The organism is Chitinophaga sp. W3I9, assembly GCF_050434025.1.
Lineage (GTDB): Bacteria > Bacteroidota > Bacteroidia > Chitinophagales > Chitinophagaceae > Chitinophaga.
In genome coordinates this window covers 4,237,826-4,252,554 of record NZ_JBNPWC010000001.1, presented here as the reverse complement: position 1 = coordinate 4,252,554, position 14,729 = coordinate 4,237,826, and the positions used below count along the sequence as shown (strand labels likewise).

16 protein-coding genes are annotated in these 14,729 nt (G+C 48.4%); 6 read left to right on the top strand and 10 right to left on the bottom strand.

The genetic code is table 11. From position 1 onward, the window contains the following. The first annotated feature begins 5 nt into the window (after positions 1 to 5). On the top strand, positions 6 to 797 hold the full coding sequence (locus QFZ51_RS17375; RefSeq protein ID WP_429047518.1) for a DUF4397 domain-containing protein: 792 nt from the start codon (positions 6 to 8) through the stop codon (positions 795 to 797). 67 nt (positions 798 to 864) lie between these two features. Here QFZ51_RS17375 and QFZ51_RS17370 read toward each other — a convergent pair whose 3' ends face one another. Next, a complete protein-coding gene (locus QFZ51_RS17370) occupies positions 865 to 1,725 on the bottom strand; it encodes an SDR family oxidoreductase (RefSeq protein WP_429047515.1) in 861 nt (286 codons plus the stop codon). 176 nt (positions 1,726 to 1,901) lie between these two features. Between QFZ51_RS17370 and QFZ51_RS17365 the strand changes: the two genes are divergently transcribed. Further along, complete coding sequence (locus QFZ51_RS17365; RefSeq protein ID WP_429047514.1) at positions 1,902 to 2,273, top strand: winged helix-turn-helix transcriptional regulator; 372 nt, start codon at positions 1,902 to 1,904, stop codon at positions 2,271 to 2,273. 60 nt (positions 2,274 to 2,333) lie between these two features. Here the strand turns inward: QFZ51_RS17365 and QFZ51_RS17360 are convergent, their stop codons facing one another. Further along, the gene (locus QFZ51_RS17360) at positions 2,334 to 4,235 is read right to left on the bottom strand and encodes a TonB-dependent receptor plug domain-containing protein (protein WP_429047512.1); all 1,902 of its coding nucleotides are present in this window, start codon (positions 4,233 to 4,235) and stop codon (positions 2,334 to 2,336) included. A gap of 76 nt (positions 4,236 to 4,311) precedes the next feature. Then, entirely contained in the window at positions 4,312 to 4,764 is a 453-nt protein-coding gene (locus QFZ51_RS17355) for a GNAT family N-acetyltransferase (protein ID WP_429047511.1), read from the bottom strand. A 109-nt stretch (positions 4,765 to 4,873) separates the two neighbouring features. Here QFZ51_RS17355 and QFZ51_RS17350 point away from each other — a divergent pair, with 109 nt between their 5' ends. Continuing rightward, complete coding sequence (locus QFZ51_RS17350) at positions 4,874 to 5,011, top strand: alanyl-tRNA synthetase (RefSeq protein WP_370910237.1); 138 nt, start codon at positions 4,874 to 4,876, stop codon at positions 5,009 to 5,011. Here the strand turns inward: QFZ51_RS17350 and QFZ51_RS17345 are convergent. From QFZ51_RS17345 to QFZ51_RS17325, 5 genes are all read right to left on the bottom strand, one after another. Continuing rightward, positions 5,008 to 5,793, bottom strand: coding sequence for a PhzF family phenazine biosynthesis protein (locus QFZ51_RS17345; protein ID WP_429047507.1), 786 nt, complete (start codon positions 5,791 to 5,793; stop codon positions 5,008 to 5,010). The two genes, QFZ51_RS17350 and QFZ51_RS17345, sit on opposite strands and share 4 nt — an antisense overlap. 141 nt (positions 5,794 to 5,934) lie before the next feature. Next, positions 5,935 to 6,153: a CDGSH iron-sulfur domain-containing protein gene (locus QFZ51_RS17340; RefSeq protein ID WP_370910235.1), complete on the bottom strand. Its 219-nt coding sequence runs from the start codon at positions 6,151 to 6,153 to the stop codon at positions 5,935 to 5,937. A gap of 62 nt (positions 6,154 to 6,215) precedes the next feature. After that, complete coding sequence (locus QFZ51_RS17335) at positions 6,216 to 6,659, bottom strand: VOC family protein (RefSeq protein WP_429047505.1); 444 nt, start codon at positions 6,657 to 6,659, stop codon at positions 6,216 to 6,218. A 73-nt stretch (positions 6,660 to 6,732) separates the two neighbouring features. Then, positions 6,733 to 8,073 (bottom strand): MBL fold metallo-hydrolase, encoded by a 1,341-nt coding sequence (locus QFZ51_RS17330; RefSeq protein ID WP_429047504.1) that lies wholly within the window; start codon positions 8,071 to 8,073, stop codon positions 6,733 to 6,735. 151 nt (positions 8,074 to 8,224) lie between these two features. Continuing rightward, positions 8,225 to 9,019 carry a hypothetical protein gene (locus QFZ51_RS17325; protein WP_429047502.1) on the bottom strand — a complete coding sequence of 265 codons (795 nt, stop codon included), beginning with the start codon at positions 9,017 to 9,019 and terminating at the stop codon, positions 8,225 to 8,227. 259 nt (positions 9,020 to 9,278) lie between these two features. Here QFZ51_RS17325 and QFZ51_RS17320 point away from each other — a divergent pair, with 259 nt between their 5' ends. From QFZ51_RS17320 to QFZ51_RS17310, 3 genes are read left to right on the top strand one after another with little or no spacing between them, the layout of a single operon-like run. Further along, positions 9,279 to 10,295, top strand: a complete 1,017-nt coding sequence (locus QFZ51_RS17320) for a sensor histidine kinase (protein WP_429047499.1) — start codon at positions 9,279 to 9,281, stop codon at positions 10,293 to 10,295. Then, on the top strand, positions 10,292 to 11,002 hold the full coding sequence (locus QFZ51_RS17315; RefSeq protein ID WP_429047498.1) for a LytR/AlgR family response regulator transcription factor: 711 nt from the start codon (positions 10,292 to 10,294) through the stop codon (positions 11,000 to 11,002). Before QFZ51_RS17320 ends, QFZ51_RS17315 begins: the two co-directional genes overlap by 4 nt. Before the next feature lie 45 nt (positions 11,003 to 11,047). Further along, complete coding sequence (locus QFZ51_RS17310) at positions 11,048 to 11,854, top strand: DUF6597 domain-containing transcriptional factor (protein ID WP_370910229.1); 807 nt, start codon at positions 11,048 to 11,050, stop codon at positions 11,852 to 11,854. Positions 11,855 to 11,864: 10 nt separating this feature from the next. Here QFZ51_RS17310 and QFZ51_RS17305 read toward each other — a convergent pair whose 3' ends face one another. Together QFZ51_RS17305 and QFZ51_RS17300 are read right to left on the bottom strand one after the other, a co-directional pair. After that, on the bottom strand, positions 11,865 to 13,832 hold the full coding sequence (locus QFZ51_RS17305) for a M1 family aminopeptidase (protein ID WP_429047497.1): 1,968 nt from the start codon (positions 13,830 to 13,832) through the stop codon (positions 11,865 to 11,867). A 51-nt stretch (positions 13,833 to 13,883) separates the two neighbouring features. Continuing rightward, entirely contained in the window at positions 13,884 to 14,681 is a 798-nt protein-coding gene (locus QFZ51_RS17300) for a helix-turn-helix transcriptional regulator (RefSeq protein WP_429047496.1), read from the bottom strand. Positions 14,682 to 14,729: the final 48 nt, after the last annotated feature.

Genomic DNA, 14,729 nt, shown 5'->3' with positions numbered 1-14,729 from the left:
TACTCATGAAAAATAATCTCCTCTTGCTGGGCAGCTTCACCATACTGGCTTTCAGCGCCTGCAATAAAACAGATTACCTCGATGTAAACGCCGGCGACCGGCCTCCCCTCTCCGCTAATATCCGTTTTGTAAATGCCCGCATCCCTGCTACCGGGATCCAGTTCTGGACCTTCACGCAAAAGGTAACAACCGATGCAGTACTCCCAGGCGCCGCATCTCCCTATGTAGCTACTACTTTCGGAAATGTACAGATCAATTTCACGGAAGGCGGCGGCACTGCCTATAAAGCTTCCAGACAGTTTGGCAACAGCGCTGCGTATTCCGCCACCGGCGGACCTAACGGCCCCATTGCCGGATACTACCACACGGTATTTGCCGCCTCCACAAAGTATAATGCCGCCAAAGATACCCTGCTCCTTTTTTACGACGACCTCTCTGCTCCCACCGCCGGTAAAGCAAAGCTCCGCTTTGTACACCTGGCGCAAGGCGTTGCCGGTGTGAGTGTACGGTTACAACAAAATAATACGGAAACCCCGCTGTTCACCACAATCCCCTACGGCAGCGCCGGCGGCAGCAACCTGCAGGGTGCTGCATACGACAGTGCGCCGTTCACTAACGTAAACGCAGGTACGGTTTCGCTGATCGTTAGCGCTGGTGAAAATGCGGCGCCTGTTACTATTGACCAGCAGGCACTCACTAATATTCACCTGGAAGCCGGGAAAATATATACGGTATTTATCCGGGCCGATACAAAGGGCGTGGTGAGTGCAGGCATACTCTCCACTACAAGTTTGTAGCCTGCAACAAAAAAGCTGTCTCAAAATAAATTTGAGACAGCTTTTTGTTATTGAAGTAAACCAATGCTTAGAAAAAAGTCTTTTGCAGATAACTTTCCAGGGAAGCTGGTTTTCTGCCCAACAAATTTTCCAATTCAGTACCTGGCAGATTGAACTCATTCTTTTTAATTGCTTCTGCAAAGCCCGACATAACGCCAACATACGCCGGTGGTACGCCCGCTTTCGCTAAAGCAGCTGTATACGCATCATGCGGGGCGTCAACATAAACTACCTGCTTATTAGCCAGTTTAGATAATAGTTGCGCAATATCAGCAAATGAATAAGTAACATCAGATGCAATGGTATATTCCTTATCATCGTGTCCTGTTCCGGCAAGCACATTAGCCGCCGCTTCTGCCATATCCAACCTGGATGCATAAGGCACCCTGCCTTCTCCACCCGGAATGAAAACACCGGTTTCCACTACCTTTTCTCCAAGAAACATGGGCAATACATCTGCATACAGATTGTTGTTCAGCAGCGTATAGGTCAACCCGGATGCTTTAAGGTGGTTAGCGGTAGCGATGTGTGAGTCTACCACCATAGGAATAACGGTGGTAGTTGGAGCATTGGTCGCAACGCTGGTATAAATAACATGTTTCACACCTGCTTCCTTAGCGGCATTGATCACATTGATCTGCTGACCGGCACGATCATTAAAATCACTGGAAGATACCAGCAATATTTTATCAACGCCCTTAAAAGCCGGTACCAAAGAGGGATAATTGTGATAGTTGGCAACCCTTATGCTAATACCTTTTTCTTTTAATCCACTGGCTTTTGCTTCGTCTCTTACTAATGCCGCAATCTGGTTAGCGGGAACTTTCTTCAGCAGAAAATCGATCACCGCTGCTCCTAAATGGCCGGTGGCGCCTGTTACAAGAATCATTATGTTAAGTTTTAAATTTTTAATAATACCAGTATGTAACTACCTTTACATACTAATCGTATGTTAGTTACCTTTGGTAAGTCAAAGCTATTAAACAATTGATTATCAAACAATAAGGCACTAACAGGTGTGCCAATTACCTCCGGGTAAGTAATACTAAAAATCAATCTGTTGACATGATAGAAGAATATAAAAAATTTGATAAATCCATCCCTTGCCCGGTCAGAACACTGATGGACCGGATCGGCGACAAATGGGCGGTACTCGTTATCAGTACCCTGGGAGAGAAAGGAACTATGCGTTTTAACCAACTGCATGAGATGATTGGAGATATCTCGCAAAAGATGTTGACCGTAACGCTTAAAAAGCTGCAGGAAGATGGATTGGTATCCCGTAAAATGTATCCCGAAATTCCTCCCAGGGTTGAATATGCCTTAACGGCTATGGGCGAAAGCCTTTTACCACATATTACAGGTCTTGAACAATGGGCCATCGCTAATATGAGTGGCATTCAACAATCCAGGCAACAGTATATGTCCGCTAAATGATATTGCAAAAAAAGCTGTCTCAAAATTCCTTTTGAGACAGCTTTTTTCTATAAGTTATTATCAGAAGCTCACCTTGCCCCCCACCGTTATCCAGCGGCCAGGCATAGGCACTGCACCTGCTTCCACATAGGTTACATCCAGCAGATTGTTGGCATCTGCATAGATCTGGTAACGTGGTTGCCTATACGCAATACGCGCATCTACCAGCGTATAATCTTTATAATTTACCCGCATACAATAACGCGCTGCAGCAGAAACACTGAAATGGCCGATATCCGTACGTACATTGGCGGTGAACTGGTGCCGCAAACTTTCAATGACATACCGTGAAATCTTCGTTGTGATCGCATCCCCTTTGAAGGATGGAGAAAGATAATTGTACCCGGCATTTACACCAAAGCTGTTAAACAGCGAACCACTATTGAAAATAGTATTATAGCCGCTGTTAAGGGAAAAACCAGTCATATCTGCGCGCTGGAAATTCTGCGGCTGCCACGGAACCTTTGTTGGATCCACACCACCGGCGGTATCTTTTACAAAATCAATAAAGTTGCTGACCTGTCTGTAGAACACAGACCCTGCAAAAGAAAATTTACCACTGAACTTCCGTATCCCCGCTTCTGCAAAGGATGCTTTTTCCGGTCCCAGGTTTTCGTTGCCAATAATACCACCGCCTTTATAATAAAGATCGGTGTAAGTAGGCAAGCGCTGAGCGGTACCTGCATTGGCAAACAGTTTTATGTCGGGGGTAATATTAAAGCCCACATCTGCTCCCGGGAAAAACTGCCAGCCATATACGGTGTTGTAATTGAGATAACCGCCTATCGTGAAACTAAAGCGGCGGTCGGCCACCGACTTATACTCACCATACAGCCCGAGGTTGGTTCTGTCGTGGTTACCAAGATTAGAACTCTTAATATGCTCGTAACGTCCTTCCACACCGGCGCCAATGGTACCAATAGCAGTGGTGAACGTATTATTCAGCTCTGCATCAAATACGTGGGTATTATGAAGATTACGGTATTTATCCGGTTTTATGTAGATGTAATCATCTTTGGTGTACCGGTAGCTCACCCTGGGCGTCATTACCCAGTTGGGATTGATCCGCGAAGTATTGCTTACGGCGGCGAAGGCGGTTTTCACGGTTTCTTCTGAATTCAGATCACCGGGGGCTGCATAAAAGCCGTTGGCGCCGTAGCCGTTATTTACAAAACCGGCCATTACATTGTACTGGTGCAGGGTATCGCGGTTAAAGGCGGCCTGGTAAAACGCACGGTAGTTACTGTAGGCCGTATTATAGCGGTAGCCGTTGCCCTGGTTGCGGCTGGCGGAAAGCGACTGGCTCACGCCATTCTTTACCAGTGCGCCGGTAGCGCCAATGCTGTAAGCGCCGTAAAGGTTATTGTTTTCGTTCTTTTTGAAGCTGCTACCCCCGCTGCCGCTAACGGTAGCGCCGCTTTGGGTGGCTTTGCGGGTTACGATATTGATAGCGCCATTCAGCGCGTTGATCCCGTAAATACGGGCGGCAGCTCCTCTCAGTACTTCAATATGGTCCACATCGGAGAGAGACACCGGCAGGTTCATGATGTTATGCCCCGTTTGCGGATCGGTTATTTTCACCCCGTTCAGCAGCACCAGCGTCTGGTCAAAAGTACCGCCGTCGATACCAATATCCGCCTGGATACCGCCCGGACCGCGCTGCCGCACATCCAGTCCCGGCACATAAGCCAGTACTTCCGTGATGGACGACACCGGCATGGCTTCTATCTGCCGGCGGGTAATGATGGTAATATTACGGTTCACTGCCTTTACAGGCGCGGCCAGCCTGTTTTCCTGCACAATCACCTCTTCCAGGTGATGGGTGATAAGGACAGAGTCGGCCTGCTGCTGCGCAGTGGCGCTGCCACAGAGGCCCAGGAACAGGGATATCAGTAGTTTATTATTCGGTACTGCTACACGCATCTTTTAAAAATCGTTGCTAAAAGAGCGCAAAAGTACGTATTAAATCATTTATTCAATCATGAAAGCCGTTGCTGGCTCATGAAACGGCACCTGCGATGCGCAACCAGGTATCCCGGTCCATCTCAAACCTTACCTCACCGTTTTTCATCAGCCCTGCATTTTTCCAGCCGCTGCGGGTGTAAAACCGCTCTGCCCTTGTACCTGGCGAGGTTCCCAGCCACAACGATGTTTGATACACCGCAAAGTACCAGTCGAGCATCAGGCGCTGCAACTCTCTGCCCACTCCCACCGCCTCTGTACGCGGGTCTACAAACAGCGCCCAGATATTATGCCGGTGTGTATCCACAATGGCAAACCCCACAATAACACCGGCAGATTCACATAGCCATCCCCTGCCATCGGTAGTGAGATATTGTATGTAATCTGAGGTAGTAACCAGGTCGGGGTTATTCAGTACATTTTCCTTTACAGCGCCACGTACCCGTTGCAAACCGGGAATATCTGCAGTAGTTGCTTCTCTGAAAATCATATACAGGGATTAGGTGATTACGCCGACGCATACACGTAATTGCCAGCCAAAATATATTCACCCGGGCAAGATACATTTATCTGCACAAAAATCTTAATTTTGCAGGGCTATGACACCGGAAAATAACAGGAAAGCAAAGATCCTCAAATGGATAAAAAAGCTCGGCTTCTGGGGCTTTCTTTTCTTCCTTATAAAAGGCCTGCTATGGCTGGCCCTGGGCTATTGGGGCGTTTCTTTATTCCGCTAAAAACGGAACACCCCGTCTATCACTGTTACCGCTTCTCCTTTCAGCAATACCCGGTTACCTTGCAGCACTACTTTCAGTTCACCTCCCCGCTGCGATGCCTGATAAGCAAAGAATTCACTTTTATGCAAACGTGCAGCCCAATATGGCGCCAGGCTGCAATGTGCGGAACCTGTTACCGGGTCTTCATCAACGCCCACCGGCGTAGCAAAATACCGGGAAATAAAATCGTACGGCGATCCTTCATCACCCTTTCCTGTAACCACCAGTCGGTATGGCGCCAGCAGGTTCCTGTCGGGCACAAAGCCGGCCACAGCAGCCCCCGTTTTCAGCTCCACCAAATATCGATCTACGCTGAACACCACGTTCGTCACCTCGTCTTTAAACAATGGCTGCAGCTCTTCCGGCAGCGTAGCGGGTTCATGGTCCCTGGCGGGGAAATCGAGCGTAATCCAACCGTTTTGCCGGCTGGCGGTGAGCAGGCCGCTCAGTGTGGTAAAGGAAATGGTTTCATCCGGAGCTACCAGCCCGGTTTCCCATAATACATGCGCACTGGCCAGCGTGGCATGCCCGCAAAGCGCCATTTCCACCAGCGGCGAAAACCAGCGCAGGTGGTAGCCATTCTCCACCCGTAATAAAAAGGCCGTTTCCGCAAGATTATTCTCAGCGGCGATGGCTTTCAGTACTTCATCGTCCGGCATCTGCTCCAGGAGGCACACGCCTGCCTGATTGCCTTTAAAAGGCTGCCTGGTAAAGGCATCTACCTGAAAAAATCTTACTTCCATATGTTACTGCAATTTGTAACACAAAAATGCGGTGATTTATTTTCTGAAAACAGATGCAATTCTGCTCATTTCGACCAGATCAGATATAAAAAGGCTCCATGCAACATGTGCATGGAGCCCCTGAATGTTATCATTGTGACCTTACTTTTTAGGCGGGAGCGCAAAAGCCACGGCGTCGTGCTCAAAATGTCCCTTGTGTGAACCATCACAAAACGGCTTATTGGCAGAACGTCCGCAACGGCAGATCCCTACCGCTTCCCGGCCGCCCAGGTCGTATTTGTTGCCGTCTTTATCCACGATCTCAAATTCACCTTCTATCTTCAGTGAACCATTGTTGTTAACAGTAATCTTAGTAGCCATAAATGTTCCTTATTTGAGCGGCAAAAGTAGGAAAAACAATTGGCTATTACGTTAACACCGGGTTAGCCTTCTTCCACAACCGAAAGTATATTGCCGGCAGGATCAGCAAACCAGGCTATCACCGGTCCGCCTCCACGGAATATTCCCTTCTCATCTGTCTTAAGTTCCCCTTCATACTGCTGGAACTTTACACCCTTTGCGGTCAGCTGGTCCACGGCTTCTTCCACATTACTCACCTGGAAGTTAAGCACCGTAAAGGTAGCAGGTGTATGATCCGGTTTTTCATAGATCCAAACCGATGGTATCCCCGCAATTTTAAGTGTAATCACCGGCTCTTTGCCGGCTGATACTACTTCTATTCCTAGCGTTTCCTGGTAAAAATTCTTTGCCTGCTGCAGATCATTAACCGAAAAACTGCTGAATGCTTTTGTTTTCCCAAACATAATAACTGATTTTTTCAGGTGAAGAATAAATGCATTGAAACCCCGCACAGCGGCCTGCTCCATTGCATATACAGATATAAATATATCACCATTATATCACAGTTACAGGGGGTAAACAGGGCAAATAACGGGTGTATTACGACATAAATTCTTTCACTGCTTCACCCAGATCATATACCGGCGTTTGCGTCTTTAATGCGGCCGCTACAATACTGCTGCCCGCCGCACTTCTATAGCCACCGGCACAATGCACTACCACCGGCTTATCTGCCGGAATTTCGGATGCCCGTTCCCGTAGCTCATCCAATGGAATGAGCATCGCATGCTCAAAAAGTGGTTCCTCTTCTATTTCTGATGGCATGCGTATATCCACAATCGTATACTGCTCCGGATGTTCCCGGAAATCCGCCAGTGGTATGGGCGCCATCATTTCGGCTCCTTTTGTATAAACCGCCGCAGCCCTGATATTACGCTCGTAACCAATTTTAGCAGCCTTGCGGATCACCTCCTGCAACTCCGCTTCATTCTCTGCCAGCAAATAATACGGTTCCTCCGGCGCCACCATGCTACCCAGCCACGTTTCAAATTTCCCGCCATTCTGCAGGTTGATCGCATTAGGCAAATGCCCCTGCTTAAAACCGGACTGTGGCCTGCTGTCTATTATAACAATATTTTCTTCAAACGCTGGTGTGCCCTTTATGACCTCCACTTTATCCAGCGAAGCCTGCAAAACCGGCGCTCCTTCCCGGTTTACAGCTACATCATAGGGAAAGTATTTTGGAATAAAAGGCTGCTCCGATAATAAAGCCACCACAAATTCTTCTTCCGTAAGCGGCTGCAGGCTCCAGTTGCTCACTTTCTCGGCAGCAATCGTGCTGCTGTCAGCATCGCCGAGCGACTTACCACATAACGTACCGGCGCCATGTCCCGGGTACACCAGTACATCATCCGCCAGCACCATCAGCTTTTCATGAAGGGAATGATACATTTGCTTCGCCAGCTCATTGCGGCTCACAATAACATTGCCGGTATTCTCCCGGAGATCCGGACGCCCGCAATCGCCCACAAACAAAGTATCGCCTGTAAATACAGCCCTGGGCTCTGCTTTATATACCAGCACCACACTGATGCTGTCCGGCGAATGACCGGGTGTATTCAATGCTTTCAGCACAATATCCCCCAGCATCATCCGCATACCATCATCAAAAGTTACATGCGGGTAAGCTGCATGGGTATACTTCGAACAATAAATAGTGGCTCCCGTAACGCGATGCAGCTCCAGGTGGCCACTCACAAAATCCGCATGCGGATGGGTTTCAATAACACCGGTGATCTTTGCATTCAATGCCTTAGCATACGCCAGGTAAGGCGCAACATCCCTCGCCGGATCTATCACAATCACTTCCCCCGACTTTTCACTGTAAATAGCATAAGAGTACTGCGCCAATCCCTTGTCTTCAAACTGTTGGATATCCATGACTGTTTATTTTTAATGAGGTAATTGCATGCGTCCGGAATGAAGCATACAAGTTACGACAATCAGTATTATCACCAGTTACCCTTATTTGTTTGTTTTCGGGAGATGTAAAACGCCCCGGGACTTCCGGGGCGCAAATTATTCACAGGGGTTACTTTACAAAACGTGGCTGCAGGTAAGGCGCTGCACCCGGCAGCTTTACCTTGTACCGGTAAAAGCCGCCAAAGGAATCTTCTTCTTTTAATAATTCATGCCCCGCTTTGCTGATCCAGAAAGTTTGCGAGTAATGCCCCCGTGGCGAATCCCCTTCGGTTAACAACTTCCAGCAGTCCACCGGCCGCTGATCCAATGTCTGCAGCACTTCACTGCCGGTTACTTTATATGTCACATACGCAGGAGGTTCCAGCCCCGCATCGTAAAACCGGATAACAAAGGTTTTGCCGGCCTTTAAAGGCAGCATCTCAAACGTTTCAATGTCGAGGTTCCAGTTATAATTGGGACGGTCAAAAGCCAGCTTGAAATCCGCCGCTTTATTGTTCATGGTGGCAGTGTCACCGCTGATCCCATTAACCGTCCAGCGATAAGCCTGCTGCTCCCCGCCCCTGGTTTGTGCATGATATAATGGTGAAAAATCGGCCACGCTGTTATAGGAAATGCTTTCGAGATACCGGGCAGTGTCGCTCCCATACCAGTGCTGGGTGATCCGGAATACCGGCTCATTGTTGCGGCTCGTTTTCTCAATCTCCCGCACCCACAGGCTCAGGTCCAGCCAATTACTGCGGGAAGGCATCTGGAAGTACACGAGGTATTGTTTTACTCCTGGCTTCAGGAAGGCTGTATTCAGCCGGTGATGTTGCTGATCAACTGTATCGGTTTGTGCAAAAGCAGGGAGCATGGCAATGGTGACTAACAGTACCGAAAGGACCAGGAAACGTTTAGGTTGCATATCTATCAGGGAATTTAAAGTTTTCAATATCCGCCGCCGGAGGGCATACGGACGTGTAATTATGCTCAAAGATTCCCGGTTTCCGGTCTGTCAAAAAAATGATTTCAATAACAACCCCTGTATTTTTAATAATCAGGCGGTTTTACCCATCACCGGCCCTCGTTGAATTTCCGGGCCTGCCCGTTGAGCCGTTACCGGTATTTATTGAATCCTGAACAGGACAGGGGTTAATGAGCGCAAAAGCTTCGTAAATTGAGACATGCAATTGATAAGTCGTATGCCGGCAGCCGCAAAAGTGCAATGGGCGCTTTGGCTGGTTGTTTTCCTGATGATGTTTTTCTCCATGCTGCCGGAAGATGGCTTCTGGCAGGCCGCCATTTTTTCATTGTTGAACACCCTTTTTTATGCGCTGGTCATTTATGGCAATATCAGCTGGCTCTATCCACGGCTTTATTTAAAAGGCCGTATAGTGGTATACGTTATAGCCGTGCTGCTGTTTTTACTGGTGGCAGGATTATCCAGGGGCTTCTTTCTCAGCTGGATCTACAACACCTGGTTCACTTCGCATCCCGAACCCGTTACCGTAAAAATAATGCTCCGGTATATGACCGGCATCCCGATGTTATTTTTACTGAGCTTCGTATTCCGGATGGCCATCGTTTATTTTGAACTGAAAGCACAAGCCGCCGCACTGGTTTTACAGAACACGAAAGCAGCACTCAACCTCCTGAAATCACAGGTGCAGCCGCATTTCCTTTTTAATACCCTTAATAACATCTATTATGAAGCCTATCTTGAAGCGCCGCGAACCGCCGCCCTCATTGAGCGGCTGTCGGATATCATGCGGTATTTTGTAGATGAAAGTCCGAAGGACCAGGTAGACATCTTCACAGAAATAAACTTCCTGGAAAATTATATAGCTTTGGAGCGCATCCGCATCCGGCATGATATCGACCTGCAATTCACCCGCGAGGTACCCGGCGGATGCAGTATTCCGCCGATGTTACTAATGACTTTTGTAGAAAATATTTTCAAACATGGGATCGATAAAACCAGTTTACAAAACCACATTGATATTTCACTCGTGAAACAGGAAAACAGGTTACTCTTTACCACCCGCAACAGCTTACCGCAACAGCCGGTACATAATCATCCGCTGGGGTCCGGCATCGACAACCTCCGGAAACGCCTTACCCTGCTGTATGGCGCCGGCTTTATCCTGCAAACCGCCCGGTCAGAAAATTATTTCACCGCCTTTTTATCCATTCCGTTATGAGCCTGAAATGTATCATTGTTGATGATGAACCCAATGCGGTAAATTTGCTGGAACTGCATATTCAGCAAACCACCGACTGGCAGCTCATCGCCAAATGCTATCACGCGCTGGAAGCGCTGACGTTCCTCAAAAGCAACAAGGCAGACCTGATTTTCCTTGATATAAACATGCCCCGGCTCGATGGCATGGAACTGGCCGCACTGCTGCCGCCGGAAATGAAAATTGTGTTCACCACCGCCTATACGGAATATGCCGCCGCCAGTTATAATTTCCAAACGGTCGACTATCTCCTGAAACCCATTACCCTTAAACGTTTCCTGGCGGCCCGGCAAAAAATAGAATCAGCGTTTATGCATTCCCGTATGCCGGAAACCGCCGCCCCGGCGCCTTCCGCCGATTACTATTTTGTAAAAACCGGTAAAACCCTCCAACAGATTAAACTCTCTGAACTACTATACGTTGAAGGAGAAAAAGAATATCTACGGATCGTTACACTCCGGGAAGAAATCCTGGTTTACAAACGCCTGAAAGAAATTGCCAGCCAGCTGCCGCCGCCTTTTATCAGGGTACACAACTCCTACATTGTAAACACCAGCCGGATCGATAAAATCCAGGATAATCACCTGTTCATCGCCGGCAAACGCATTCCGCTAAGCGACAAATTCCGGCCCGCATTCATGGAACTGATACAACAGCGTTTTTTATAAACCGGTATTTTACTTAAATTGCAGTTACCGCAATTTTCAACCAAAATGATATACAGGGAAATCCTTCCGGAACAACTGTTAAAACCATATGTAAAATGTTACTACCATTTTGAATCCGAGGCAGACACTGCTATCGACGATGTAGTATTTCCCGGCGGTCACATGGAAATTATCTTCAATCTGGGAACAGCCACCTGGAAAACAGCCAGCAATAATATCTTTCAAAACACCCCTAAAATTGAACTCTGGGGCCAGATTACCCGTCCCCTTCCCGTGAAAGCCGCAGGCAGCTATAATAAAATGCTGGGCGTGAGATTTTACCCCCATACCGCCGCATTTTTTATGCAGGAAGATATCATGCTGCTGAATGACCAGGTGAACGACCCTGCAGATATGTTAGGCAAGTCCATACACCAGTTGCATATGAAACTGCTGGAAGAAGAAAACCTGGACCGGCAAATAAAACTGGTGGCACAATTCCTGTTAAACAGGCTACAGGAAGTAAACCGGAAACCGCTGAACATCGCTATGGTGGGCAATATCATCCACCAGATGAAGCAGCCGGACGCTGATGCAAAAATTGAAAGTATCGCGCGGCAACATCTTATATCTTCCCGGTATCTTCATAAACTCTTCTTACAGTATACCGGCGTTCCGCCCAAATTTTATACAAAACTGCACCGGTTCCAGAAAAGCCTGGAACTGGTGCAGCAACACAAACTTTCCCTCACAGCCATTGCTTATGAATGCGGGTATTTCGATCAATCCCACTTCATCCGGGAATTTAAATCCTTCACCGGCGTTTCCCCCGCCTCCTATAAAGTATCCCCCTATCCTGTTACGCTGATCTGATTGGTTCTCATCATTTTGTTTTCGCCACTGCCGATGACAACAACCCCGCCACCTTTGCTTCCATCCCATCTGATTTGTTGCGGGCAGCATCTGCTTTCACAGCGTTAGCCGCCGCCCATTGCATCAGCGCATTGTCATTCCCTTGAGCAGCCAGCGTAGCGATCCGGTAATAAGTATAAGCCAGCAGGTCCGGCGCGCGTGATACGCATTGCAAAGCACGCTCATAATAGGCCAATGCTTCCGCCGGTTTATTTTGCATGGCAGCAATACGCCCCATGTGGTAAAAAAGTGTAAACTCCACACCGTACTGGTCATCCGGGAAACCTTCCTTAATATAGGATTGCGCCAACTGCATTGCTTCGTCATTTTTTTGCTGGCGGCGCAGGTTCATCACCCGCACCACTTTTGCCTGGGCAAGCGCCTCCGGTGTTAGCGCTTCGTCCCAGTGAAGCACTTTGAAATAAGGATCTACCTGTACCTCCTTTACTTCGCCATTAACCGGCAGTTGCAGCTGATTGCTGCGGTCGCGGATAGTGACTTGCTGCAGTGAAGTGGTTCCGTTGCTATACGTGATCAGCACTTCTAGCGGAAGATGATATATACTGTCTTTTTGCGTAATGCTGAGTTGCAGTTTGTTTTGCTGTTGCTGCCAGCTGCTTTGCCAGGAAGGTGCGCCCAACTGCTCAAACCACTGGCGGTAAAACCATTGCAAACTGCTGCCATGCGCTTTCTCCACTTCCATCTGGAAGCCGTCCCACGTAACGCCGGTTCGATTATATTTATCGCCGATCGTGCGCAGCGCTTTATGAAATACGGCCTTACCAACGGTGTTAGATAATAGTTCCAGGGCAAGAAAACCTTTACTGTCGCCAATAGTATGACCATTGTTGCCTGACAGCGACACTAACGCTTCATCATTACCGGCAGCTACGTTTTTAAGATAGCCCAACCCACACTGATCGCTGATATAACCGGGGTAACCGGTTCTCCGGTAGGCCATCGCATGGGTGCTGTCGAAATGACTCACCACCTGCAAAGAACCATATTGTGCCAGTCCCTCCGAGAGCATGGCTTCTCCTTTCGTCCCGGCCGATAACACTTTATTGCCCCACCACTGGTGACCTATCTCGTGACCAAAAAGCGCATAGTTAAATTCGCGCAGCGCCCCGGTAGGCATGGCCACACCGCCTAGAATACTGGCGCCGCCAATACCTGTGATTTCAGCAACATAGTCGGGGTATTCAATAATGGAAAAGTTGGGAATGTCCAGCGGACCAAATTGTGAAGACAGGTAGTCCAGCACCGCAGCGGACTTGCGGCTTAAATCGTTGCCATCAACACCCTTACTTAAACTGTAAGTATAAAAAGACCGCAGCCCTTTATATTCCTGCCGGGTGTAATTACCGATATAAAGTGAGAAAATATCCGGTTGTGCATAATGGAAAGTATAGGTGTGTCCGGTCACTGTCACCTTACTTGCAGCCATTACAGGCATCAAATTAGCGGAAGTGGTAACAGCAATGGTGCCGGTACCACGGGTATGATTACCTGCGCCATCTGTAACCTGTGGATACCAGGCAGCGCCATAGCCGCCAGCCATGCAAAAGGTACTGTCGAGATAATACTGGAACGCCGGCGCACCACCGCGCTCATACGCACAGGTAAAGTGCAGGGCCGTTCCTGCCGGCAGCGGCGATCGGAAATGCCAGCGGTAAATAATATCCCCGGAAGCCTTGCGGCTGGTATCCATTACGGCGGCAGCACCCTGTAACTGCAGCCTTACCGGTCCTGCACCCTGGCTGATGACAACATCCACTGAGTCGGCAGCAGCCGTGTCGGTTTTAAAACTAAATCCGCCCTGTACAAAAAACGACTTCTTTACCAGGTCCGCTTTTACCTGCAACTGGTAATCCAGGTTACGCTGTGCTGATAATAATGCCGGTGCTAACAAATATAAAAAGACGATCAATCGGCGCATACGCTTTTTTTACAAAGTAACGGCCGGCGCCACAAATAAAATGGTACCGGATTAACTTTTTAGCAATGCCCGGAATTTATGGGGAGTAGCACGGTAAAACAACCGGAAACACTTTACCAGGTGGGAAGCATCGGAAAAACCGGCGGTAAAGGCAATATCTGTTACCGGCAACGTAGTGGTGAACAACAAGGTCATCGCTTTTCGCACCCGCATCTTTAACTGGTACTCGCCGGGCGTAATCCCCTCCCTTTCTTTAAAGGCCCGGGCCAGGTAAACGGGGTGTACAAACACCCGCGCGGCTAACGACTGAATAGTATGATGGGTATCAAATTCATTTTCCAGGATCTGCTTTGCTTTAGGAAGCCAGGGCAGGCGCTCAGGCATTTTGTCATTGGTATATTCACACAGCCAGTTGATAATATGTTCTTCCGGTAATGAACTGCCCGGATCCTGTACAAAAGCATACAACAAGCGGTACAGGTAATCGAATGTGCCGGTTTTATAGATCGCCGCGGTGCGGGGAAGCAAATGATCCAGTTCCAGTTCCTGCAATCCGCCTGGTTTAAATTCTATATTCAAACACCTGCCGCCTACTGCCTGGAAGTGGTTGGCATGGCTGTATCCGGCCGGCCGGAAAAGCACTTCGCCGGGAACCACCCCGCTCTCCGTTTTTTTACTTCTCTCTTCATAACTGCCGCTGATCAGCAAACTCAGGTACGCATTTTCATGATAGTGCTCACGGATCTGCACATCCGGCTGGTATGCCGTGATGTTCAGCCGGAAAGACGCATTCTCGCTGACCTGTTGTTCTTTGCCAAAATAATTACCTGGCGACAGGATAATACTCATAAAACGGGCCCGTATCCTTTAGGCGTAACGGTTATCAAAGATACTTTA

Excerpts from the sequence above, each read along its gene's own strand:
- QFZ51_RS17315 (WP_429047498.1), top strand. The coding sequence starts at position 10,292 with ATGAGCCTGAAATGTATCATTGTTGATGATGAACCCAATGCGGTAAAT.
- QFZ51_RS17350 (WP_370910237.1), top strand. The coding sequence starts at position 4,874 with ATGACACCGGAAAATAACAGGAAAGCAAAGATCCTCAAATGGATAAAA.
- QFZ51_RS17335 (WP_429047505.1), bottom strand. The coding sequence starts at position 6,659 with ATGGAGCAGGCCGCTGTGCGGGGTTTCAATGCATTTATTCTTCACCTG.
- QFZ51_RS17365 (WP_429047514.1), top strand. The coding sequence starts at position 1,902 with ATGATAGAAGAATATAAAAAATTTGATAAATCCATCCCTTGCCCGGTC.
- QFZ51_RS17370 (WP_429047515.1), bottom strand. The coding sequence starts at position 1,725 with ATGATTCTTGTAACAGGCGCCACCGGCCATTTAGGAGCAGCGGTGATC.
- QFZ51_RS17300 (WP_429047496.1), bottom strand. The coding sequence starts at position 14,681 with ATGAGTATTATCCTGTCGCCAGGTAATTATTTTGGCAAAGAACAACAG.
- QFZ51_RS17330 (WP_429047504.1), bottom strand. The coding sequence starts at position 8,073 with ATGGATATCCAACAGTTTGAAGACAAGGGATTGGCGCAGTACTCTTAT.
- QFZ51_RS17305 (WP_429047497.1), bottom strand. The coding sequence starts at position 13,832 with ATGCGCCGATTGATCGTCTTTTTATATTTGTTAGCACCGGCATTATTA.
- QFZ51_RS17325 (WP_429047502.1), bottom strand. The coding sequence starts at position 9,019 with ATGCAACCTAAACGTTTCCTGGTCCTTTCGGTACTGTTAGTCACCATT.
- QFZ51_RS17360 (WP_429047512.1), bottom strand. The coding sequence starts at position 4,235 with ATGCGTGTAGCAGTACCGAATAATAAACTACTGATATCCCTGTTCCTG.
- QFZ51_RS17345 (WP_429047507.1), bottom strand. The coding sequence starts at position 5,793 with ATGGAAGTAAGATTTTTTCAGGTAGATGCCTTTACCAGGCAGCCTTTT.
- QFZ51_RS17320 (WP_429047499.1), top strand. The coding sequence starts at position 9,279 with ATGCAATTGATAAGTCGTATGCCGGCAGCCGCAAAAGTGCAATGGGCG.
- QFZ51_RS17375 (WP_429047518.1), top strand. The coding sequence starts at position 6 with ATGAAAAATAATCTCCTCTTGCTGGGCAGCTTCACCATACTGGCTTTC.
- QFZ51_RS17340 (WP_370910235.1), bottom strand. The coding sequence starts at position 6,153 with ATGGCTACTAAGATTACTGTTAACAACAATGGTTCACTGAAGATAGAA.
- QFZ51_RS17310 (WP_370910229.1), top strand. The coding sequence starts at position 11,048 with ATGATATACAGGGAAATCCTTCCGGAACAACTGTTAAAACCATATGTA.
- QFZ51_RS17355 (WP_429047511.1), bottom strand. The coding sequence starts at position 4,764 with ATGATTTTCAGAGAAGCAACTACTGCAGATATTCCCGGTTTGCAACGG.